At 69.7% G+C, this 22,238-nt stretch carries 16 protein-coding genes; 8 read left to right on the top strand and 8 right to left on the bottom strand.

Translation table 11 applies throughout. The features are described 5' to 3' along the window. Positions 1-52: 52 nt before the first annotated feature. The gene (locus MQH31_RS04140; RefSeq protein ID WP_243011027.1) at positions 53-790 is read left to right on the top strand and encodes a Pr6Pr family membrane protein; all 738 of its coding nucleotides are present in this window, start codon (positions 53-55) and stop codon (positions 788-790) included. Here MQH31_RS04140 and MQH31_RS04135 read toward each other — a convergent pair. The 4 genes from MQH31_RS04135 to MQH31_RS04120 form a co-directional block, all read right to left on the bottom strand. Continuing rightward, positions 696-1,064, bottom strand: a complete 369-nt coding sequence (locus MQH31_RS04135; RefSeq protein WP_134532833.1) for a DUF2834 domain-containing protein — start codon at positions 1,062-1,064, stop codon at positions 696-698. The genes MQH31_RS04140 and MQH31_RS04135 overlap by 95 nt on opposite strands. A gap of 124 nt (positions 1,065-1,188) precedes the next feature. Then, positions 1,189-2,580: a S1C family serine protease gene (locus MQH31_RS04130; RefSeq protein WP_243011026.1), complete on the bottom strand. Its 1,392-nt coding sequence runs from the start codon at positions 2,578-2,580 to the stop codon at positions 1,189-1,191. Between the two features lie 183 nt (positions 2,581-2,763). Beyond that, the gene (locus MQH31_RS04125; protein ID WP_243011025.1) at positions 2,764-5,790 is read right to left on the bottom strand and encodes an AAA family ATPase; all 3,027 of its coding nucleotides are present in this window, start codon (positions 5,788-5,790) and stop codon (positions 2,764-2,766) included. A 25-nt stretch (positions 5,791-5,815) separates the two neighbouring features. Next, entirely contained in the window at positions 5,816-7,024 is a 1,209-nt protein-coding gene (locus MQH31_RS04120; RefSeq protein ID WP_243011024.1) for an exonuclease SbcCD subunit D, read from the bottom strand. A gap of 180 nt (positions 7,025-7,204) precedes the next feature. Between MQH31_RS04120 and MQH31_RS04115 the strand changes: the two genes are divergently transcribed. From MQH31_RS04115 to MQH31_RS04095, 5 genes are all read left to right on the top strand, one after another. Next, the gene (locus tag MQH31_RS04115; RefSeq protein WP_243011023.1) at positions 7,205-7,993 is read left to right on the top strand and encodes a DeoR/GlpR family DNA-binding transcription regulator; all 789 of its coding nucleotides are present in this window, start codon (positions 7,205-7,207) and stop codon (positions 7,991-7,993) included. Continuing rightward, positions 7,990-8,958 carry a 1-phosphofructokinase family hexose kinase gene (locus MQH31_RS04110; RefSeq protein ID WP_243011022.1) on the top strand — a complete coding sequence of 323 codons (969 nt, stop codon included), beginning with the start codon at positions 7,990-7,992 and terminating at the stop codon, positions 8,956-8,958. The genes MQH31_RS04115 and MQH31_RS04110 overlap by 4 nt, the downstream gene beginning before the upstream one ends. Continuing rightward, positions 8,955-10,946 (top strand): PTS fructose transporter subunit IIABC, encoded by a 1,992-nt coding sequence (locus tag MQH31_RS04105; protein WP_243011021.1) that lies wholly within the window; start codon positions 8,955-8,957, stop codon positions 10,944-10,946. The genes MQH31_RS04110 and MQH31_RS04105 overlap by 4 nt, the downstream gene beginning before the upstream one ends. 119 nt (positions 10,947-11,065) lie before the next feature. After that, positions 11,066-12,754 carry a phosphoenolpyruvate--protein phosphotransferase gene (gene ptsP, locus MQH31_RS04100; protein ID WP_308196413.1) on the top strand — a complete coding sequence of 563 codons (1,689 nt, stop codon included), beginning with the start codon at positions 11,066-11,068 and terminating at the stop codon, positions 12,752-12,754. 89 nt (positions 12,755-12,843) lie between these two features. Further along, entirely contained in the window at positions 12,844-13,122 is a 279-nt protein-coding gene (locus MQH31_RS04095) for an HPr family phosphocarrier protein (protein ID WP_243011020.1), read from the top strand. An 86-nt stretch (positions 13,123-13,208) separates the two neighbouring features. On the opposite strand, the gene MQH31_RS04090 is transcribed toward MQH31_RS04095, so the two are convergent. Next, on the bottom strand, positions 13,209-16,766 hold the full coding sequence (locus tag MQH31_RS04090) for a TM0106 family RecB-like putative nuclease (RefSeq protein WP_243011019.1): 3,558 nt from the start codon (positions 16,764-16,766) through the stop codon (positions 13,209-13,211). 218 nt (positions 16,767-16,984) lie between these two features. Between MQH31_RS04090 and MQH31_RS04085 the strand changes: the two genes are divergently transcribed. Then, the gene (locus MQH31_RS04085) at positions 16,985-17,260 is read left to right on the top strand and encodes a hypothetical protein (RefSeq protein ID WP_372488105.1); all 276 of its coding nucleotides are present in this window, start codon (positions 16,985-16,987) and stop codon (positions 17,258-17,260) included. A gap of 2 nt (positions 17,261-17,262) precedes the next feature. Beyond that, complete coding sequence (locus tag MQH31_RS04080; protein ID WP_243011018.1) at positions 17,263-18,174, top strand: FHA domain-containing protein; 912 nt, start codon at positions 17,263-17,265, stop codon at positions 18,172-18,174. Positions 18,175-18,199: 25 nt separating this feature from the next. On the opposite strand, the gene MQH31_RS04075 is transcribed toward MQH31_RS04080, so the two are convergent. The 3 genes from MQH31_RS04075 to MQH31_RS04065 form a co-directional block, all read right to left on the bottom strand. Next, positions 18,200-19,888: a DHA2 family efflux MFS transporter permease subunit gene (locus MQH31_RS04075; RefSeq protein WP_243011017.1), complete on the bottom strand. Its 1,689-nt coding sequence runs from the start codon at positions 19,886-19,888 to the stop codon at positions 18,200-18,202. Further along, on the bottom strand, positions 19,885-20,697 hold the full coding sequence (locus MQH31_RS04070) for a TspO/MBR family protein (protein WP_243011016.1): 813 nt from the start codon (positions 20,695-20,697) through the stop codon (positions 19,885-19,887). The genes MQH31_RS04075 and MQH31_RS04070 overlap by 4 nt, the downstream gene beginning before the upstream one ends. A gap of 146 nt (positions 20,698-20,843) precedes the next feature. Further along, entirely contained in the window at positions 20,844-22,160 is a 1,317-nt protein-coding gene (locus MQH31_RS04065; RefSeq protein WP_243011015.1) for an LCP family protein, read from the bottom strand. Positions 22,161-22,238: the final 78 nt, after the last annotated feature.

Raw genomic sequence — 22,238 nt, 5'->3', positions numbered from 1 at the left:
CCCGCCAGCCCGGCCCGTCGTCGCCGCCCGGCCGCGCCGATATCGTGGTGCCATGGCAACAGCAGCGGCGACCACCCACCGACGGCTCTTCGGGGTCTTCCGTCTCGCGCTCGGGGCGCTCCTCTTCGCGAGTGTGCTCACCCAGATCGTCGACCAGGCCGTGCACGACGCCTTTGTGCCGACGGAGTACTTCGGGTATTTCACGGTGCAGTCGAGCCTCGTGAACGCGGCCGTCCTGCTGTGGGGTGGTTCCCTGGCCCTCCGCTACCGGGCAGACCCGGAACTCTTCACCCGGATCAGGATGTCGGGGCTCTGCTACGCGATCGTGACCGCGGTCGTCTACAACGCACTGCTGCGGAATGTGGTGTCGGACGGGTTCACCGGGATCGCCTGGCCGAACGAGGTCCTGCACGTCTGGGCGCCGATCCTCATCCTGGTCGATTGGCTCCTCGCCCCCGGCCGGCCCGCCCTCGCCTGGAAGACCCTGGGATTCGCCCTGCTGTATCCGGTCGCGTGGGTCGTCTACGCGGTGATCCGCGGCGCCGCCACCGGGTTCTACACCTACCCGTTCCTCGACCCGACCGGACCCGGCGGGTATGCGAGCGTCTTGGGCTACGTGCTCGGAATCGCCGTTGTCATCGCGGGCCTCGCGGCCGCGGCGATCTCCGTGAGCCGGGCCGGGCATGCGACGGGGGTCACGGCTTCGACAGCTGTTCCGGTGGAAGATCCGGCAACATCCGTGTCGCCGCCAGATGACGCTCGCGCATCGCGAGGAACAGCGGGAAGCTGAACGCGAAGGCCAGGACGAACGCGAGGACGACGTAGAGCCACGCGCGCTTCATGCCGAGCCGGCGCGCTTCGACGATGATCAGGATGCTGCCGGCCACGGCCGTCACGAGCAGGTCGACCGTGAGCGACGACACCGAGGGGCCGCTGCCGGTCCAGTCGCCGAGGTAGTCGCGCGCCTGGCTGATCGAGAGGATGTTGTACGTCCAGGTGCCGATCAGGCCGGCGACGCTCAGGCCGAGGTACACGAGCGCGAGCGGGTTCCAGTTCCGGGTCATGCAGCCAGTATGCCGCCGTCCCCGCCCCGTCCCCCCTCGCGAGAGCGGAGTTTTGGCCCTTAAACTGCCGATTTAAGGGCCAAAACTCCGCTCTCGCGGGGAGGGGAGAGGAGGCTGGCGCGGGTCAGTCGGCGGGGCCGGCGGTGAGGGTCGCGGATGCGGTGTGGGTTGCGCCGGCGCTGTCCGTCCAGGTGATCGTGACCGTGTCACCGGGGTTGTCTGCCGCGAGGGTCGAGGTGAGGTCGGCGGCCGAGGCGATCGTGGTGCCGTCGATCTGGGTGACGGTGTCCCCGGCGACGAGCCCGGCCGTGGCGGCGGCGGAACCGTCGACGACCGCCGTGATCACGGCCGAGTCACCGGTCGTGGCCGTCGAGCCGGTGGTACCGGATGCCGCGCCGAGGCTGCCGCGGTAGCTGCGGCCGTTGACCGAGCCCGTGTCCGTCGATGCCGTCGCGCTCGTACCGACCGCGACCCCGAGGAACGCCGGGTAGCCGATCGTGATCGTGCTGGTTTCGACGCCGGTGTGGATCAGGCTGACGACGTCGAGGGCGGCGTCGATCGTGATCGCGAAGCCGCTGATGGCCGTCGTTCCTGAGGACGCCGCCGTGTCGATGCCGATGACCTCACCGTCGGCGTTGTAGAGGGGCCCGCCGGAGTCGCCGGACTGGATGTCCGCGTCGACCTGGATCAGGCCGGTCAGGGTCTCGGCGTCCGAGGCGTCCTCGCTCGAGGCGGTGATCGTCTGGCCCACGCTCGTGACGGTGCCGGCCGCCGCGGTGAGGGTACTCGTTCCGCCGGCGTTGCCGACCCCGGTGACCGCGTCCCCCGCCGCGACGGTGGAGGTCGTGTCGAGGGTGGCGGGAATCAGCCCGGAGGCATTCTCGAGTTTCAGCACGGCGATGTCCTGTGAGGCATCGGTACCGACGACATCCGCCACGTAGCTGACGCCGGTCGAGACGACCGTCACACTGATGCTCGTCGCGCCGTCGATGACGTGGTTGTTGGTGAGGAGTTCCCCGCTCGACGTGAGGACGATGCCCGTGCCTGCCGCCTCGGCGCTCTCGTACTTGAGTACGGTATCGATGACGACGACGCCGACAGACTGCGCGTCCGTCGCCGCGGTGGTGTCGAGCGCGGTCGCCGTCGTAGCGGATGCGGTGCCGGACCCGTAGTCGGAGGGCCCGCCGGGGCGCAGGCCGGCGGTACCGAGGGTCGCGGAGGAACCGGAGAATCCCGCTGAGCCGGTGGACCCCGATACCGAGCCGGACGTGCCGGTGCCGGACGAGCTGCTCGAGGACGAGGCTGCTGCGACGACCTGGGCGACGGCCATCGAGGAGAAGTACAGGCCGGCACCCGTGGTCGCGGTGACGAGGGCTGCGGCGAGTCCCAGCGAGACGATCACGCCGGGCCGGAAGCGGGGCCGGTGGAAGGCCGGATTGGCGACGGGTGCTGCGGGGCTGATGCCCGTGGGTTCCGCGCCAGTGGATCCCGTGCCAGTGGGTTCGGTGCCAGTCATTGTGAGATCCTTTTCCTCCGGGTGACGGCCAGACCGTCGCGACTGGTTCCCACCCAAGTCCCGGAAGCTATCGGATCTCTATGAGGCGCCGAGGTACTGGCCCAGAGGCTCCCGCCCATCGACTGTGAGCCCCTCCGGACCTGCGGGCCGGTCAGGCGAGCACGGCCTCAGACCAGTACTGCTTCAGACCAGTGCCGTGCTCGCGATTTCGCTGAAGCCCTGGTCGGTGACGGTGACCGCGAGCTTCGCCGGGATCTGTTCCTTCATCGAGTCGACGTGGCTGATCAGGCCGATGGTGCGGCCGCCGGCACGCAGGCCGTCGAGGGTGCTCATCGCTGTCTCGAGCGTTTCGCTGTCCAGCGAGCCGAAGCCCTCGTCGACGAAGAGGGTGTCCAGGGCGATTCCGCCGGCCTGATGCGAGACGACCTCGGCGAGTCCGAGGGCCAGGGCGAGGGAGGCGAGGAAGGTCTCGCCACCGGAGAGCGACTGGGTCGGCCGGGCCCTGCCGGTGTGCTGGTCGAGGATGGCGAGTCCCAGCCCGGACTGGGTGCCGCGATACTGCAGGGAATCGTCGTGTTCGAGGGCGTACCGTCCGCCGGTCATGTCCCGCAGGCGCCCGTTCGCGGCGAGGATGATCTCCTCGAGTTGCGCGGCGAGCACGTAGGTTTCGAGTTTCATCCGTTTGGTGTTCGGTTCCTCGCCGTGCACGACCGCGGCGAGCTCCCGCACCTGGGTCTGGGTCACGAGCAGGGTCGCCGAGGTGGCGATGAGCGCACGGGCCTCGGTGACGACGACGGCGAGTTCCTCCCGGCGCACGGCGAGAGTCCCCTGCACGGCGAACGCCTCGTCCCTGGCCTCGGCAGCGGCGGCCAGGGCGGCCTTGGCCGGTTCCAGGTCGAGCGCGGCATCGGGCAGGTCGGCGAGCTCGGGTTCGGCCAGCACGGCGCGAACCGCCGCGAGCTGATCGTCGTGGGAGCGGATGCCGGCCTCCCGCGCCGCGATCTCGGCCGGCGTCAGTCGTGCGGCGACGACTTCCGCTTCTTCGGCGAACCCTTCGGCCGTGAGCCGACCGGCCACGGCCGCTGAGGCGGCGTCGAGGGCACGTTCTCGTTCGCCGCTGAGGGCACGGGCCGCCTGGAGGGTGCGCGCCGACTCGAGTTCGACGCGCAGGCTCTCCGCCCGCTCGGTGATGGATGCGTAACCCGCCGAGTGGCGGTCGACCCGTTCTTCGATCGCGATTCGGCGGCCACGGAGTTCGGTAAGCCGTGTCGCGGCCTCGTCCCTGCCGGAGTGCGCCCCGGCCAAGGTCGCGCGCGCGTGGTCGAGCTCGGTACGCAGCCGCAGCCGCTCGGCACCGAGCTCCGTTTCCCGCCCCGCCGCCGAGCGCGCGCTCTCGAGTGCGGTGAGCGCGTCGGCGCGTGAGGCCGCGCGGTCGGTTTCCGTGCCTGGACCGGCGGCGGCGCGGGCGGCCGCAGCGCGCGCACCGAGAGTGAGGACGTCGCCGTTGCTGCGCTCGAGGTCGTCCTGGGCACGGGTCATGTCGGCGAGGGCGTCCTCGATGTCGGCCTCGGTGACCGGCTCTCCTGGTGCCGCCGCGGGGTGCGGATGCACCGGGGAACCGCACACTCCACAGGGTTGGCCGGCGACGAGCCGGCCGGCGAGCTCGCCGGCGTGGTCGGCGAGTCGCTTGGCGACGAGGTTCCGGTAGTGCCCGGCGGCGTCGGCATTCCCGGCCGCGGCCGCGGCATGCCGGCCGCGTGCGGCATCGAGGTCCGACTCGAGTGCGGCGGCTTCGGCGGCTGCCGCGTCCGCGGCCTCGGTGCGGGCGAGCGCGGCGACGGCCTCCGGTTCGAGGGCGGCGTCGCGGGCGAGCACGGCGAGGTCCCTGTCGAGATCGTCAAGCTGTGCGGGCGCTGCGTCGATCCTGGCCTGCAGCTCGTCGAGCGCGGACTGGGCATTCGCGAGCCCGGTTTCGGCCACCAGGATCTCGGCGGCCAGGGCCGGCAGCTCCTCCTCGGCAGCGAGGACGTCGTTGAGGGACCCGAGCTGTTCGAGGAGCAGGTCGATGGTGGTGGAGAGCGGGACGGTCTCCTGGTCGTCACCGTACTTGTCGTCACCGTGCTGGTCCTCAGCGTCGGAACCATGGATCGCGAGCCAGTTCTCCCGCGCCGCCGCCTCCGCCCGCGCTGCGTCGAGGGCGGAGGCGAGAGCGGCGGCCTCGGTTTCGATCTGGGGCCACACCCGGGCGGCTCGGTGGGCGACCGCAAGGTCCTCACGGTCCACGTCGACGGCGGCGCTGCGGTCGTCGAGCAGGGCCAGGGTGGCTGCCGCGGCGACCTTGCGGTCCTGTCGGGCACGCAGCTCTTCCTCGGTGCGGACCCCCGCGGTCGCGTCGATCAGTGCGGCGTCCGCACCGGCCGCCGCGGCGACGGCGATGGCGAGTGCCTGCTCGAGTTCGGCGACGGCCGCGTCGAACGAGGCCGGGTCCGGTGCGATGGTGCCGGATCCGGCGTCCACGCGCAGGTGCCGGGCGGCGGCGGCGGCGAGAGAATCGAGCCGCACGCGCACGCCGGTGAGTTCGTCGTCGAGGGCCTTCCGACGCGTGATGAGTTCGGTCTCCAGGCTCTGGAACCTGCTGGTGCCGAACAGAGTGCGCAGGACCTCGCGGCGATCGTCGGTCTTGGCAAGCAGGAACCTTTGGAACCGGTTCTGCGCGAGCAGTATCACCTGCAGGAACTGGTCCTGTTTGAGCGGCAGGATGCGGGCGAGTTCGTTCCCGACATCGACCGGGCGTGCCGCGATCCCCCGCCAGCCGTCGACAGCACCGCCTCCGGCACCCGCGTCGAGGTCCCGGATCTCGAGCCGGGCGTCCGGTGCGGACGGGGTCGTGCCGACACCGCGCTTCTTCGCCTTGAGGTACTTGGGGGTGCGGAAGATGCGATAGTCGTGCCCGTTCAGGCCGAACTCGAGCTCGACGAAGGTGGGATCACCGGGTTCGCAGTGGTCGCTGCGCAATTGCGATTCCGTGCCCTCGTAGCGCGGAACGCTGCCGTAGAGGGCGAAGCAGACCGCGTCGAGGATGCTCGACTTGCCCGCACCGGTCTTGCCGGTGATCAGGAAGATGCCGTCGTCATCGAAGCTCTCGAAGTCGACGACCTGCTCGTTCTTGAACGGGCCGAATCCCGCGAGCCGCAGGCGTTTGATCTTCACGAGGTGGTCCTCCTGGTCTCGGACCTCACTGGGTGACTTCCTTCAGTTCCCCGGCCGCGAGCAGTTCGGCGACGAGGTCCCGCTCGAACTCCGTCTCACCGACGCCGTTGCGCACGAAGCTCAGGAACCCGGCGACGATGTCGGGATCGGTCTGCCGGTTGATCCGCTCGGCGTAGCTCTCGCTTCCGGTGTCCATGACGACCGCCGGCCGGTGTTCGAGCGCGACGCAGTGCGGGAAGCGTTTCTGGAGTGCCCGCATGCCGTCGAGCGGCCGGACCTGGTCGGTGAGCACGGCCGACACCCAGTCCTCTTCGAATTCGGTGAACCTGTCTGCGGTGAGGAGTTCCTCGAGCTCGCCGGTGAGTACGCTGAGCCTCCGCGGAACCGGGAGGGCGACCCACTCGATCTCGAGTTCGGAGCCCTGCCCCTGCTTCTGTTGTCCGCTGCCGGCCGGGCCGAGGTCCACCTGCCAGGCTCCGCGGGGCTTGCCGGCCTCGGCGAACGAGTAGTGCAGGGGCGCCCCGGAGTAGCGCACCCGATCTTCGAGCCTGGCTCGCCCGTGGATGTGCCCGAGTGCGACGTAGTCCGGGCCCTCGAACACGCTGACCGGCACGAGGTCGAGCCCGCCCGCGGTGATGTCCCGCTCGACGTCGGTCGCTTCCTTCGCGGGCGCGACGCCGGCCGCGAAGCAGTGTGCGAGCACGACCGAGCGGCCGCCGCGCACCAGGATGTCGGCGCGGATCCGTTCCATGACGAAGGTGAGCACCTGTTCGTGGGTCTTGAGCACCTGCTCGGGGCGCGTCTCTGTGGAATAGAGGTGGCGGACCAGTGCAGGTTCGAGAAAGGGGATGCCGTAGAAATGCACGGGGCCGTGCTCATCGGTGAGGGTGACCGGCGTCGCGACCTGCTCGGGCCGGGTGATCACATGGATGCCGGCAAGGCCGGCCCACTCGGACTGGAACCCGAGCCTGGTGGCGGAGTCGTGGTTGCCGCTCGTCATGATGATCTGCGCGCCGGCCTGCCGGATCTCGCGGAGGGCCGTCGAGAGGAGCAGGTAGCTGTCCGCTGAGGGCATCGCCGAGTCGAACACATCGCCGGCGACGACGACGACATCGATCGAACGATCGCGGACCACGTCGACGAGCGCGTCCAGCACGATCCGGAGATGGTCGAGGGTCGAGTGCGTGTGGAACGTGCGCCCGATATGCCAGTCCGACGTGTGCAGGATCCTCATGGTCGTCACGCTACCGCCCTGCACCGACACGGCCCGATCGGCCCGCCCAACAGCATCCATCTTTGTTCTTCTGTGTTTTCCTTGACAAACAAAAAGAAACACAGATATTGTGGTGTCAATCCTGATCGAAGAGATCGGGCCGCGCGGTGGCGGGGGGTCACTCAAAGACGAGGAGGTATCATGTTTGCGGAAGAACGGCAGGCGCTGATCGCCGAACTCGTCACGACCGCCAGCCGGGTCACCGTCAATGAACTTGCAACTCGCTTCGACATCACCCCGGAAACGGTGCGCCGCGACCTCGATACGCTCGAGGGTTCCCGGCAGTTGCGTCGAGTCCATGGCGGCGCCGTGGCCCTGGACCGCCTCAGCCTGTCCGAGCCGAGCCTGGCCGAACGGCAGACCCAGCGACACGACGAGAAAGAGCGCATCGCCGCGGCGGCGTTCGCCATGATCCCGACCAGCCAGTCCGGGTCGATCATCCTCGATGCCGGCACCACCACCGAACTGCTCGCCGACCGCCTCGCCGACTGGACCTCCGCCGGCCCCGACGACCAGCTCCTCGTGATCACCAACGCCGTTCCGATCGCATACAAGCTCGCGGGCAACGAGGAAATCCAGCTCCACCTCCTCGGCGGTCGCGTCCGCGGCCTGACCCGCGCGGTCGTCGGCCAGAGCACGGTCGCCCAGCTCGAGGGTCTCCGTCCCGACATCGCGTTCATCGGCGCCAACGGCGTGCACGCCGTCTTCGGCCTCAGCACCCCCGACCTCGTCGAATCGTCCGTGAAGACCGCCATCGTCCGATCGGCACGGCTCGTCGTCGCGCTCGCCGATTCCACCAAGCTCGACGAAGAAACCCTGGTGCGGTTCGCCGCGCTCGGCGACATCGACGTGCTCATCACGGACGCCCTCCCATCACCGGAACTTTCCGCGGCCCTCGCCGCGGCTGACGTAGAGGTTGTGATCGCGTGATCATCACGCTTACCCCGAATCCGAGCCTGGACCGCACGATTTCGCTCGACGGCGTCCTCGCCCGCGGCGAGGTACAGCGAGCCGTGGCGAGCCATGTCGAGCCGGGGGGCAAGGGTGTCAACATCTGCCGCGCCCTCGAGGCCTCCGGCGTGGAGAGCCTCGCCATCCTGCCGGGCAACGCCCTCGATCCCGTCCTGATCGCGCTCACCGAGGCGGGCATCCCGCACCTCGGCATGCCGATCGGTGCGAGCATCCGCAGCAACGTCGCCATCACCGAGCCCGACGGCACCACGACCAAGGTCAACGTGCCCGGCCCGGTGCTGACCCCCGCGCAGCAGACCGAGCTCATCGAGCTCGTGCTCGACCGGGCGGATGGCGCGGGCTGGGTCGTGCTCGCCGGCTCGCTGCCCCCGGGCGCGCCCGTCGATTTCTACGCGGACATCATCCGCAAGCTCCGCGCCCGCTACGGAGCCGCGGCCCCGAAGGTCGCCGTCGACTCCTCCGGCGCCCCGTTCGCCGCCGCCGTCGGCGCCGGCCCCGACCTGATCAAACCGAACGGTGAGGAACTCGCCGAGCTCACCGGCATCCCGGACCCCGAGGCGCTCGAGGGCAATCCCGCCATGGTCGCCACGGCATCCGCCCGGCTTGTCGCCGGCGGCGTCGGCGCCGTCCTCGCAACACTCGGCGCCCAGGGGGCCGTGCTGACGACGAAGGACGGGTCCTGGCTCGCCCAGACCCCGCCCATGGTCGCCGTGAGCACCGTCGGCGCCGGCGACTCGTCGCTGGCCGGTTTCCTGCTCAGCGACCTGTCCGGCGGGAACGCCCCCGATTCACTCCGCCAGGCGGCGGCCCACGGGGCCGCAGCCGCATCTTTGCCCGGATCAACCGTTCCGGCACTGAACCAAACAAAGCCCAGCGACGTCACCGTGACGCAGCTGACCCATCCAAAGGAGGATGTCCAGTGAGTGCACTGATCACCCCGGAGCTCGTCGCTCTGGATAAGAACCTCGGAGCCGCTCCCTCGAGCGTCATCCGGCGACTCGCCGAGCTCGTTGTCGGCGCAGGCCGGGCCACCGAGATCGAGAGCCTGTACGCGGATGCTCTCGCCCGCGAAGCGAAGACGGCCACCGGCATCCCGGGCGGCCTGGCCATCCCGCATTGCCGCTCCGCCGCCGTTACCGAGCCGACCCTCGCGCTTGCCCGGCTGTCGACCCCGGTCGACTTCGGTGCAGGAGACGGCCCCGCGGACCTGGTCTTCCTGATCGCAGCGCCGGCAGGCGCGGACCAGGAACACCTTAAGATCCTCGCGAAGCTGTCCCGCTCGCTGATGAAGCCCGCTTTCACGTCCGCATTGCGCGCGGCGAAGACGCCCGCGGAAATCGTCGAGCTCGTCACCAACGTCGTCTCTCCCGTTCCCGTCGCCGCCGGCGTCGCCGCGGCAGCCCCCGCGGTGTCGACGTCCACCGGCGTGAAGCGCCTCGTCGCCGTCACCGCCTGCCCCACCGGCATCGCGCACACCTACATGGCCGCTGAGGCCCTCTCGGCCGCCGCGGAAGCCGCCGGCGTCGAGATGCAGGTCGAGACCCAGGGGTCTGCCGGACTCACCATGCTCGACCCGGCGATCATCGCCGCCGCCGACGCCGTGATCTTCGCGGTCGACGTCGACGTCCGCGGTCGCGAGCGTTTCGCGGGCAAGCCCGTCATCCAGGTTCCGGTCAAGCGCGGCATCGACGAACCGGCCAAGCTCATCGCGGACGCGATCGCAGCCTCCCAGAACCCGAACGCCCGCCGCGTCGGCGGAACCGCCGGGGCAGCGGAGGTCGACGAGAAGAACGAGCACTTCGGCCAGAAGGTCAAGCGCGCACTCCTCACCGGTGTCAGCTACATGATCCCGTTCGTCGCAGGCGGAGGTCTGCTGATCGCCCTCGGCTTCCTCCTCGGCGGCTACGAGATCACCAAGATCGCCGACGTCGTGACCCTGCAGAACAGTCTCTTCAACCTGCCGGAGGGTGGCCTCGCGATCTACCTCGGCGCGGTCTTCTTCAAGATCGGCGCCCTGTCGATGGGCTTCCTGGTTCCCGCCCTCGCCGGCTACATCTCCTTCGCCATCGCCGACCGGCCGGGTATCGCTCCCGGGTTCGTCGCCGGTGCCGTCGCGGGGTTCATGGGCGCAGGGTTCCTCGGCGGCATCGCCGGCGGCCTGCTCGCCGGTGTCGCAGCGGCCAGCTTCGCGCGGCTCAACGTTCCGCGCTGGCTCCGCAGCCTGATGCCCGTCGTGATCATCCCGCTGATCGCCTCGATCGTCGCCTCCGGGCTGATGTTCCTCGTGCTCGGTGGCCCGATCGCCTGGCTCACCGCCGCGCTGAACACCTGGCTCACCGGCATGAGCGGCGCCGCGGCGATCGTCCTCGGCCTGATCCTCGGCCTGATGATGGGCTTCGACCTCGGCGGCCCGGTTAACAAGGTTGCGTACGCGTTCGCCGTCGCCGGCCTCGGCACCGCAACCGTGGTCAACCAGGCCCCGTGGCAGATCATGGCCGCCGTGATGGCAGCCGGAATGGTTCCGCCGCTCGCGATGGCCCTGGCCACCGTGCTCGACAAGAAGCTGTTCAGCCCGATCGAACGTGAGAACGGCAAGGCGGCCTGGCTGCTTGGTGCGTCCTTCATCTCCGAGGGTGCCATTCCGTTCGCCGCGGCAGACCCGCTGCGCGTGATCCCGGCGAGCATGCTCGGTGCCGGTGTCACGGGTGCCCTGTCGATGGCCTGGGGTGTCACGAGCAAGGCCCCGCACGGCGGCATCTTCGTCTTCTTCGCGATCGACAGCTTCGCTCTCTTCGCCCTGGCCATCGCGATCGGCACCGTCGTCGCAGGCCTCGCCGTCATCGCACTGAAGCGGTACACCACCAAGAAGGTCACCACCGGAGTGGAAGCCCCGGTTCTCGTCACCGCATAACCAGCAAGTAGTAGCATCACCGCATGAAAACGCGGCGGCCGATACGTGATCCGTACCGGCCGCCGCGTAATATCGTTACCGTGGGCAACCAATTCCCACGCAAGAATAGAGGTTAAACCGTGCAGCAGAACTTCTCCGGCGTGGGCGTCAGTCCCGGACGGATCATCGGATCGATTCGGCGGATGCCCAAACCGGTCAGTGAACCCCCGGCCGGAGAACGGTTGTCCCCGTCCCTGTCTGCGGATGCCGCAACCGCGCTGCTGCGCTCCTCCGCCAAGGCCGTCCAGGTCGAGTTGCAGAACCGCGCAGCGGGAGCGACCGGCGCGAGCAAGGCCGTCCTCGAGGCGACCGCACTGATGGCGACCGACCCGATGCTGATCAAGGCCGCGATCAAGCACATCAACACCGGAACCTCCGCCGAGCGCGCGATCTGGGAGTCCGGCGCCTCCGTCGCCGAGATGCTGATCAACCTCGGCGGTTACATGGCCGATCGCGCCACCGACGTCTTCGACGTCCGCGCCCGTATCGTCGCCGAGCTGCGCGGTGTGCCCGCGCCGGGCATCCCCCTCTCCGACGAACCCTTCATCCTCGTCGCCGAAGACCTCGCCCCCGCAGACACCGCCACCCTGGACCCGGAGAAGATCCTCGCCCTCGTCACCTCCGGCGGCGGGCCGCAGTCCCACACCGCCATCATCGCGCGCGCCCTCGGCCTCCCGGCCATCGTCGCGGCCCCCGGCGTCGACGCCCTCGAAGACGGAACCGAGGTGTTCGTGGACGGCGGTGCCGGTACCCTCTCCCTCGAGCCCGGCGCCGAGGAAATCGCCGCAGTCGAGGCGTGGAAGACCGCCGCAGCGATCCTCGCCGTCTTCGATGGCAACGGCCGCACCGCCGACGGCCACCTCGTCCCCCTGCTCGCCAACGTCGGCGGGGCCAAGGATGCCGTCAAGGCCGCCGAGGCCGGCGCCCAGGGCGTCGGACTCCTCCGCACCGAGTTCTGCTTCCTCGAGCGCGAGACCGAGCCCACGATCGAAGAACAGGTCGTCGCCTACCGTGGCGTCTTCGACGCGTTCCCCGGCCAGAAGGTCGTCGTGCGCACCCTCGACGCCGGCGCTGACAAGCCACTGCCGTTCCTGACCGACACGAGTGAGCCCAACCCCTCGCTCGGCGTGCGCGGCTACCGTACCGACCTGACCACGCCCGGTGTCCTGGCCCGCCAGCTCACCGCGATCGCCCAGGCCGCCGAAGGTTCCGCCGCACTCGTCTGGGTGATGGCCCCGATGATCGCGACTCCTGAGGAAGCCGCCGAGTTCGCCGCGATGTGCGCGACCGCCGGGCTCAAGATCCCCGGCGTCATGGTGGAGGTGCCCTCCGCCGCCCTTCTGGCGGACCGGATCCTCGGCGAGGTCGACTTCGTCAGCCTCGGCACGAACGACCTCACCCAGTACACGATGGCCGCCGACCGCCAGCTCGGCACGCTCGCCGCACTGAATTCCCCGTGGCAGCCGGCCGTGCTGAAGCTCATCGGCCTCACCGTCGAAGGCTCCATCGCCGAAGGCAACAACAAGCCCGTCGGCGTCTGCGGCGAGGCCGCAGCCGACCCCGTGCTCGCCGTCGTGCTCGTCGGACTCGGCGTGGCAACCCTGTCGATGACGTCGCGGTCTCTCTCCGCGGTCGGAGCCGTACTGAAGTCCGTCACCCTCGACGACGCCAGGAAGCTCGCGGCCCTCGCGGTATCCGCACCGAATCCGACAGAGGCCCGCAAGCGCGTGCGCGCCGGATTGCCCATACTTGAAGAGTTGGGTTTGTGACCGCACGCGCGTAACCGCACCCGCACCACTCCAGTCAGCCCGCAGTATCGTCGAGCACGACCGTCGTCGAGTATCAACCAGGAGGAATTATGTCCGAACGCACCGCCACCATTGCCAGCCGAGTCGGCCTGCATGCCCGTCCCGCATCCATTTTTGCGGCCGCCGTCGGCGAACTGCCGATCGAGGTCACCATCGCGATGGAGGGCGAGCCTGCTGAAGACGCCATGGACGCCTCGAGCATCCTGAGCCTGATGAGCCTCGGCGCGGCCAACGGCGACGTCGTCGTGCTGCGTGCGGAAGGCGACGGCGCCGACGAGGCGCTCGAATCCCTCGTGAAGATCCTCGAGACGGACCTCGACGCCGAGTAGCACCCCACCCGCATTACAGGAAGCACCCTCGGCAGTCGAGGGTGCTTCCTTTTTTTGTGCCCGCCGCTCGTCTGCCCGTCGTTCTTCTACCCGACGTTCGTCTGCCCGTCGACGAGGGTGATGAAGGCGCTCAGCTGGGTGAGGGCCTCGACGCTGTGCGGTACGGAGTCCGTGAGCGCGGGCGAGTAGACGAGCCACGCCGCCCACTGGGCGCGCGAGATGGCGACATTGAGCCGGTTCGCGAGCAGCAGGAATTCGAGGCCGCGCGGCACCTCCTCCGCAGACGATGCCGCGAGTGAGACGATCGCGACCGCGGCCTCCCTGCCCTGGAACTTATCGACCGTGCCGACCGGAACCGCGGAGAGACCCGCCGCCCGGAGCCGTTCCCGGATCAGCCCTACCTGGGCGTTGTATGGCGCGACCACGATCACGTCCGCCTCACCGAGCGGGGCGGTTCGCCCGGCGGATGTCCACGGCCGGCCGAGGGCGTTCCGCACGAGCCCGACCACGACATCCGCCTCTTCGACGGACGAGGTCGCGTTGTCGGTGTGGCGCACCGGAACGGGATGCAGCCCGGGTTCCAGCCCGGCGAGGCTGCGGTCCGAGGAGTGCGAACGGAGTTTGCCCTCGTAGGAGAGCGCCGAGACGGGCGCGCAGACGGCCGGGTGCATCCGCCAGCTGGTCGCGAGGAAGTACCCGAGTTCGGCGGGGAGCACCCGATGCCCGTCAGTGAGCCAGCCGAGCGCGGAGAGGTCGACGGGTTCGGGGTGAGTGCCCTGGCTCACCTGCGGAAGCTGTTGCGGGTCGCCGAGGAGCAGCAACCGCTCGGCGGAGACGGCCGCGGCGATCGTGCTCGCGAGGGAGTACTGGCCGGCCTCGTCGATCACGAGCAGGTCGAGGGAGCCGCGCGGGATCCGATCGGCATTGCTGAAGTCCCAGGCTGTCCCGCCGAGTACCCAGCCGCCCGGCCGGCCGGTGAAAGCGGTGAGACTCTTCACATCGAGGGAGAGCCAGGGAACGACGGTGGCTTCTTCGCCCTTCTTCGGCTTCTTGCCGACGCGGTCCGGGTCGAGCCCGGACTCGGCGCCCGCGTCGACCACCGCGCGCAGCATATTCTCGACCGCGGCATGGGACTGAGCGACGACGCCGATCCTCCAGCCGTGCCGGACGACGAGCTCCGCGATCACCCGAGAGCCGACGAAGGTCTTCCCGGTTCCTGGCGGGCCCTGAACCGCGAGGTACGAGTGATCGAGGTCCAGCACGGCCTCCAGGATGGCGCCCTGGGTGTCTCCTGCGGCGACGGCGGGGAGGCCGGCACCCGCGCGCAGCCGCGGCGGCACCCGGCGCAGGATGTCGAACGCGGCATCGGCGAGCGGGAGCGGCCACGCGGTCAGCACGGCCCTGCCCCACTGCGAGATCGCGCCGACCTGGCTGCCGGGCTGCGGCGGGGTTCCCGGAGTCAGCGCGACCGGGAGCGCGTCGTGGTGGGGCGCGTCGCGTTCGAGGATCTCGTCGACGAAGATCACACCGTCGTCGAGGGCAGCGCCGAGGGCAGCGCCGAAGCCGCCGTCCGCGCCCACCTGCACGATTGTCGCCTTGTTGTGCGCGGTGCGGGCACCCGGCTCGTCGCTCCGCCGGATCGGCGGATACGGCGGGTCGTAGACGAGGAACGGCTGCTGTCCGGCCTTGAACGAGCTTCCGGGTGCCGGAGTGCCCTCGAGGCGGAGCAGGCGACGGTCGAGGACCTGCCTGCCCTCGCGGTGCCAGCCGATCTCGACGGTGGCTCGCACGACCGCGAAGACGTCCCTGGTGTCCGACCAGTCCTCGAGGGGCGAGGCGAGCCTGGCGAAGTGGTCCCACCAGAACGACTTCTGTTCGCGGCGGTGGTAGTCGATCGCCGCCGCCGCGAGGGCGAGCGCGGTTTCGTCGCTCGTGCGGCCGGTCGGCGGTACCTGGTCGAGCAGGGCCGTCAGTTCGAGGTAGACCGGGTCGGGTTCCCGCTCGGGGACCGCGATCGGGAACTCGCCGGGTGTGGCGAGGTGTCCGGCGGCACCGTCGTCGCAGGCACCCTCCTCTGCGGCCCGGTCGAGGAGCCAGTCCCGAAGCCGCCTCGTCGAACGGCAATCGTAGGCGTTGTAGCGCGCGATGTCCTCGAGGACGGCCGCGGCGGCATCCGCCTCGCCGGCGGCGAGGAGCTCGCCCGCGTGCGCGTACTCGGCGATCGAGTCTGCGGCATTGTCGACACCCTCCCTGGCCTCCTCCCCCATGTAGAGCGGCTCGAGTTTCTTGAGGGAGTAGCTGCGGCTGCCGACCCGGAGGCCCTGCCGCACGACCGGGTAGAGATCGACGAGCACGTGGTTGCGGAGCAGGTCGTCGACGGCATCCTCGCCGACGCCGTGCCGGGCGGCGAGGCTGAGCAGGTGGGTGCGCTCGTAGGGGGCGTAGTGGTAGATGTGCAGGTCGGGGTAGCGTTCCCGGCGCTCCCGCACGTAGTCGAGGAAATCGATGAGGGCCTGGCGTTCCTCGGCGTGGCTGTGCGCCCAGAACGCGCGGAAGGTGTCGTCGGCTTCGACGAGGCCGAACAGGTAGTCGAGCCCCCACACGACGGTCCCGGCCGACGTCTCGTCCGCACCCTCCTGGTACAGGGGGTCGCCCTCGAAGTCGAAGAAGATGTCCCCCGGGCTCGGCTTCGGCAGGGCGGCGAGGGCCCGCGGGTTAGTCACCTGCCACGCGAGTGGCCGGCCGGGGTGCGGGTCGAGCTGCAGCCTGGCCTGTGCGCGCAGGGTCGCGAGCGTCGGATCGGTGATGCCGGCAACGGGCCCGGTCGACACGGCGAGCTCCTCGATCGTGCTGATACCCGCCACACGCAGGCGGGCACGCTGGGTGAGGCGCAGCTGGGCGACGAGGAGCACGTCACGGTGCAGCTGCACCTGTTCCTCGCAGACCGCGCAGCGACCGCAGGCGACGTACCGGGGGTCGCCCCAGGGGGTCGCCACGGCGTCGGCGAGGCGGTCGTCGATCAGGTCTTCGAGTCTGGCCCGCCTGGTCCGGTACACCGGCAGGATGTCTGCCAGCCGGTGCGAGCTCGTGCGTCCGTCGCCGAGCAGGAGGTGCACCCGGTCGCCGGTGCGGATACCGAGGCGTTCGAGCTGGTCGCTGTACGCCGCCAGTTGCAGCAGCGCGGTGACCTTCGCCGAGCGGGCGAGCTTGGTGTCGTAGACCTCATAGCGGGGCCCCGCCGCGGCGCTTCCCGCCGAATCGCCCGGCTCCGGCGAGCGGATGATGAAGTCCGCGTACCCGAGGAAGCGCCCGTCGAAGAAGGCGGCCTGAAACACGACAGCGACGCCGGCGCGGAGGGCCGCCGCACTCAGCCGGGCGGCGTCGAGGATCTCGGTGCGCCCGGCGCGGGCGGGACGCTCGATCTCGACGACGGGCCCGGACGAACGGAGGCGGTTCAGCATCCGCAGCTCGTGGGCGTCGCCGAGTTCTGCGGTGCGCGCGAGCATGGCGTCCACGGCGTCCGGAACCGGGTCGATCCGCCCCAGGCGGGCGTCGAGCCGGCGCATCACGGCCCATTCGCAGACCGCGGCCGCGCTCAGGTCGCTCGCCGAGTACACGACGGTGACTGGGTCAAGCAGGAACACGACGGCCTCCCGAAAGGATCTGCCCCGAGGCTAACCGAAACGACCGACACCGGGTTGCTGTGAGCCGTCTGTGCAATCCCCCGCTGTGCGGAGTGGCCCATTAGCCTCGACCCAACGGCAGTGTTGGCGTGGCCGGGCTTCCCTCTCACGGGGTGCCCCGGAGGGTTTCCTCGACGTCGGACTCCGCATTCTCATCGACGAATTCAGAAGGACACACCGTGAGCGAAACCACCAGCACGAGCACGACCGACGACACGGCCGGGACGGCGTCGGGCCCCGACGGCCACATCATCCAGGACTGGACCGATCTCGGGAAGGAGATGTGGTCGTACCTGACCGGCAAGAGCGCCGTGATCAACTACACCTTCATCGACATGGCCGTCGAAGTCCCGCGGGACATCGGACCGGACGCCCCGCGGGCGACGTGGAAGCTGAACGGGACCCTCCGCGTCACGACCAGCGAAGGCCCAGCCGTCGAGTCCGCTGCCCACTGACCATGGCAACGACCACCCGCCTGGATATCGATCTCGCCTTCTCCCTTGCCGAGCCGGACGGCCAGCACGGCGGCGAACGGATGCAGGGGACGATCACCGCCGCCGGAACCGACGTGGAGATCTTCGCGAGCAGGCCAGAGCTCTTCCTGCAGACGAGGACGATCACTCTCAAGGAGGTCCGCACCCTCGCGGCAGACCTGGCCGAACGGGGGCTCTCCGTGTCTATGAGCGGCCCGGACGGGCTGGTGGTCCGGCTCGGAGCGATCCAGGCTCCCCGCCTGCAGCGCCTCCTGACCGGGTCAGCGCATGTCGCCCTCGGCACCCGGGCGGCGCTGGCGCCGCTGCTGCGGCGTCGCAGGCGCGCCGCCGAGGCAGAACCGGCGCCGGTCGTGACCCTGCCGCCGTCCACCCTCTTCCCGCTGGTGCCGACGCTCGACCGGCGCATCCGGCGCACGGTGACGACCACGCACTACACCCGCGGATCCGGACGGCCCCGACTGATCTTCGTCGTCGGGTCGGAGAACTGGGACGGCACGCCGCCCCGTCAGTTCGACCTCAAGCCGGAGACCACCAGGATCGGATCGAGCCCGGACGCCGATCTGAGGCTCGACGGTCTCGCCCCCATCCACGCCGAGATCCGGCACGACCAGAACGACGAGTACGTGCTGTTCTACCTCGGGCCCGTTGCACCGGGAGCGGAGTCCCCGGGCATCGACGGAAGCCGTTCGTCGGAGGGGGGCCGAATTCTGCGCACCGGAGCACGCATCGAACTCGGGCCGTGGCGGATGGCGTTCTTCCGCGAGGAATTCGCCGATCACGGTCGTCCATACGGCGGCAGGGTGGGCGGGGAACTGGCGTACCAGAAGCCGCAGCCCGCCCGCCGGAACACGGAGACGCCGAGGTCGGCCTCCTAGCCCCAGGAACCCGGCGTCCGCTGCGTCAGACCGGCTTGTCCGCCGGGGTGACGGCGACGGATGCCGGGGCACCGGCATCCGCTTCGGGCTCGCGTCCGTCGCGGTACGGCGCGGTCCCGGAGAGCCGCAGGGTCGCGAGCAGGCCGATGACGAGGAATCCGGCCGCCGCGAATGCGGAGTACCGGGTGCCCTCGCTGAAGGCGTCGCGCGCGGCGGTGGCCACGGCAGGGCTCTGTGCGTCGAGAGCGGGGATCGCCGCCCCGGCGCTGTCCACGACCGCGTCGACGACCTGGGTGCGCGCAGACTCGGGTAACCCGGGCACGTCCGCGAGTTTCGCGTCGAGCGAGGCGCCGACCGAGGTGAACAGCACGGTGCCGAGCACCGCGATACCGAGCGCGGAGCCGATCTGGCGCGCGGTCGAGGAGGTGCCTGAGCCCTGGCCGCTCTTCTCGACCGGCACATCCTTGAGCACGACCCCGGTCAGCTGGGCGGTCGCGAGACCGACACCCATGCCGTAGACGAACAGGAACGGCACGATCGCCAGCCAGCTCGCATCCGCGGTGATCACGAGGCCGAGTCCGGCGACGCCGACGATCTCCAGCACGATTCCGACCCGGACGATCGTTTCCGGGGAGACCCGGTTGCCGTATGCGCCGGCGAAACCGCTCGCCACGAAGGAGCCGATCGCGAGCGCGAGCAGCACGAACCCGGTCTGCAGGGCGTCATAGCCCAGCACGTTCTGCAGCCAGAGCGGCAGGGACAGGATGATGCCGAACTCGCCGAGCGACACGATCATGGCCGCGATGTTCCCATTGCGGAAGGACGCGATGCGGAACAGGGAGAACGCGAGGAGGGTGGTCTTTCCGGCGCGCTGACGGGAGAGGCCCCAGAGGATGAACGCCGTGCCGGCGAGAAGGGTGATCGCGAAGGCGATCGGGATCGGCGAGATCTCGTACGGCCAGGTGAAGCCGCCGATCACCATCGGCTTGTTGGTGAGCCACCAGCCATAGCTGCGTCCCTCGATGAGCCCGAAGACGAGGGTCGCGCTCGTGAGCACGGAGAGCACGGCGCCGACGACGTCGACCCGGCGAGGTTCACCGGCGTCCTTCGACTCGGTGACGAAGACCAGCACCCCGATGATGATGATCACGCCGAGGGGAACGTTGATGCCGAAGGCCCACCGCCAGGAGAAGTACGTGGTCAACCAGCCGCCGAGCAGCGGCCCGACGGCGACCATGCCGCCGATCGTGGAGCCCCAGATCGCGAAGGCGATGCCTCTGTCCCGCCCGCGGAAGTTCGCATTGATCAGCGACAGGGTGGTCGGAAGCACCATGGCGCCGCCGATGCCCTGGATCAGGCGGGCTCCGATCAGCAGGTCGCCCGATTGGGCCGCCGAGGCGAGAACGGATGCCGCGGCGAAGATCACGACGCCGAGGATCAGGATCCGGCGTCGGCCGTACCGGTCCGCCAGTGTGCCGAAGACGAGCAGGAGTGCGGCGAAGACGAGGGTGTAGCTTTCCTGGACCCACTGCACCTGCGTCGAGGTGATCGCGAGGTCGCGCACGATCGAGGGGATCGCGACGTTGATGATCGTCGAGTCGACGATGATGAGCGCGACGGCGACGCTGATGAAGACGAGGCCGGCCCAGCGGCGGCGCGGAGACTCGGTGCGGGCGAGGGGGGACGTGGGAGTGGCTGGGCGCTGGTCGGTCATGCGACTACCGTTCGGGTCGGTGGGGATACGGGAAGTTCGGCCATGCGCAGGCGCGCACTGACGGTCACGGCGAGCACGAGTACCACCGCGACGACGGCCGCGATGCCAGCGGGCACGGAGAGCGGGGCGCCGCCCAGCCGCGCGACGGCGAGCCAGCCGAGTCCCCAGGCGAGGGAGGCCGCAGGGGCGAGGCGGCCGTGGCCGGCGATCGCGAGCAACCCGCCGACGATCGCGGCGACCGCGATGACGGCGACGGCCCAGAGGTCGGGGTCGAGCCCGAAGCCCGTGAAGCCGGCGGCGACGAGCACGGCGGTCACGTTCGCAGCGGTCGCGACGCAGACCCAGCCGAGGTACAGGCCCATGGTCCCGTCGACGAGGATCGTTTCGACGATGTTCTTCGGGCGTGACGCCAGGGTGAGCCGGAAGGTCCAGACGAGCACCGCGAGCAGGGCCACGATGACGGGAACGCTGAGCCAGAGCTGGTCGAACTGGATGCTCAGGATCCACGCGGCATTCAGGATCAGGGAGGCGAGGATCGGGTAGCCGAGCCGGCGTTGCCGGGGATCGCTCCGCTGCGCCGGGAGGCACTGCCAGATGGCGTATCCGACGAGGCCGAGGTAGATCGGTGTCCAGATCGCGAATGCGGGCACCGCAGGCGCGATCAGGGTCGCGTCGGCCGCGAGCGCGCCGCCGGCGGCGTTCTGGATCGGCGTACCGCCCGCGGCGCCCGACCCGATGAAGGATCCGACGAGGGCGACGAGCGCGCCGATCACGACGAGGACCATCCGCCGGAGATCTCGAGAATTCATCTCACTCTCCTAGATATAAGTCAACTGAACAAGATGACGTTAGCACCAGGGCGCGCGAAAGGACAGTGCCGGCGGGAACCGCTGGCCCTCGATCTCTTGCTCCTGGGTTGCCGGGCGCACTCAGCGGAGCGCGACCGGGCCCTGGATCAGTAGTTGTACGCGATCGAGCAGGTCTGCTGGCTCGCGGTCTGGCCGCGGAGGCCGGCGATTTCGACGGGCGCCGCGGCATCCGTTGCCGCGGGCGTCGGGGTGCCCGTCGCCGCATCGGTCGCCGGAGCAGTGGGGGTCGGCGTCGGGGTCGACGTCGCGGCGGGAGTCGCGGCGGGAGTTGCCGTCGGGTCGAGTTCGGCACTGTTGCCGAGGGACTTGGCGTCGAGGGTGAAGGACTGGTCGGCCGTGACGGCGGCGAACAGTTTCTTCGCGAGCGCGGTCGACGGCACGAGCTTCGCGAGGTTGTCCGGGTCCGTCGCCGAGGGGTACTGCACGAACACGAGCTGGTTCAGGTCGATGTCCTTCAGGGCGAGCGCCATGCCGACCATGGTCGGGATGTTGGCGAGAGACGTGGAGAGCTTCAGGTTCGTCCCCGCTGCCGTCGCGAGGGCCGAGAGCTTCGACACGTCGGTGAGCGTCGCGCTGCTCTTCATCACGCGCATCAGCGACGACATGTATGCCTGCTGCGAGGAGATCCGGGACAGGTCGCTGCCGTCTCCGACACCGTGGCGGCTGCGCAGGTAGGAGAGGGCCGCGGTTCCGGAGACGACGCTCGTTCCCGCGGGGAGGTCGAGTCCCGTGTACGGATCCTTGATCGCGTCGTTGAGGCAGATCGGGACGCCGCCGACGGCGTCGGCCATCGCGACCGTGCCCTCGAAGGAGATCAGGCCGGCGTAGGGAATGGTGAGTCCGGTCAGCGCCGCAACGGTCGAGACGACGCAGCCGAGTCCTCCCCTGCCGAAGGACGCGTTCATGGCCGAGGACGAAACGGCCTTCGACACCTTCCCGGTGTCGGGGTCCGTGCAGGCGGGCTGGCTGACGACGAGGTCGCGGGGAATGCTGATCACGACCGCGCTCTTATGGTCGGCGGAGACGTGCAGCAGGATGTTGACGTCGTTGAGGGTGCCGGTACGGTCCCCGTATGCCGCCGACTGGGTGAGGGAGTTGTCCACCCCGACGACGAGAACGTTGAAGCCGCCCTCGAAGGAGCCGAGCTGCGGAATCGCGGGCGCATCGGTCGCGCCGTTGGAAATGTCGACCGCGTTGGCCGAGACCTTCGTTGCGAACTGGGTGACCGCGATGGCCGCAACGGATGCCCCGCTCACGAGGACGACCGCGAGCGCGATCGAGAGGGCCTTGATCAGGGTGAGCATCGTGTGGCTGCGGCTCGGTCGGCGCCGGTGACGGATGAGTGTGGCCGCCCTGGCGTGCCTGCGGGCGTCCGCGCGGCCCTCGGGCCTGTGATTCGTCAACAAAACCCCTAATTGCGTTCCATGGTCAGAATCTTCACGATAGTTGCCGGTCCCGGACGTTTTCTGGACTCGGGCTAT

This window comes from Cryobacterium zhongshanensis, assembly GCF_022760445.1.
Lineage (GTDB): Bacteria > Actinomycetota > Actinomycetes > Actinomycetales > Microbacteriaceae > Cryobacterium > Cryobacterium algoricola.
This window is presented reverse-complemented; position numbering and strand designations above follow the sequence as displayed.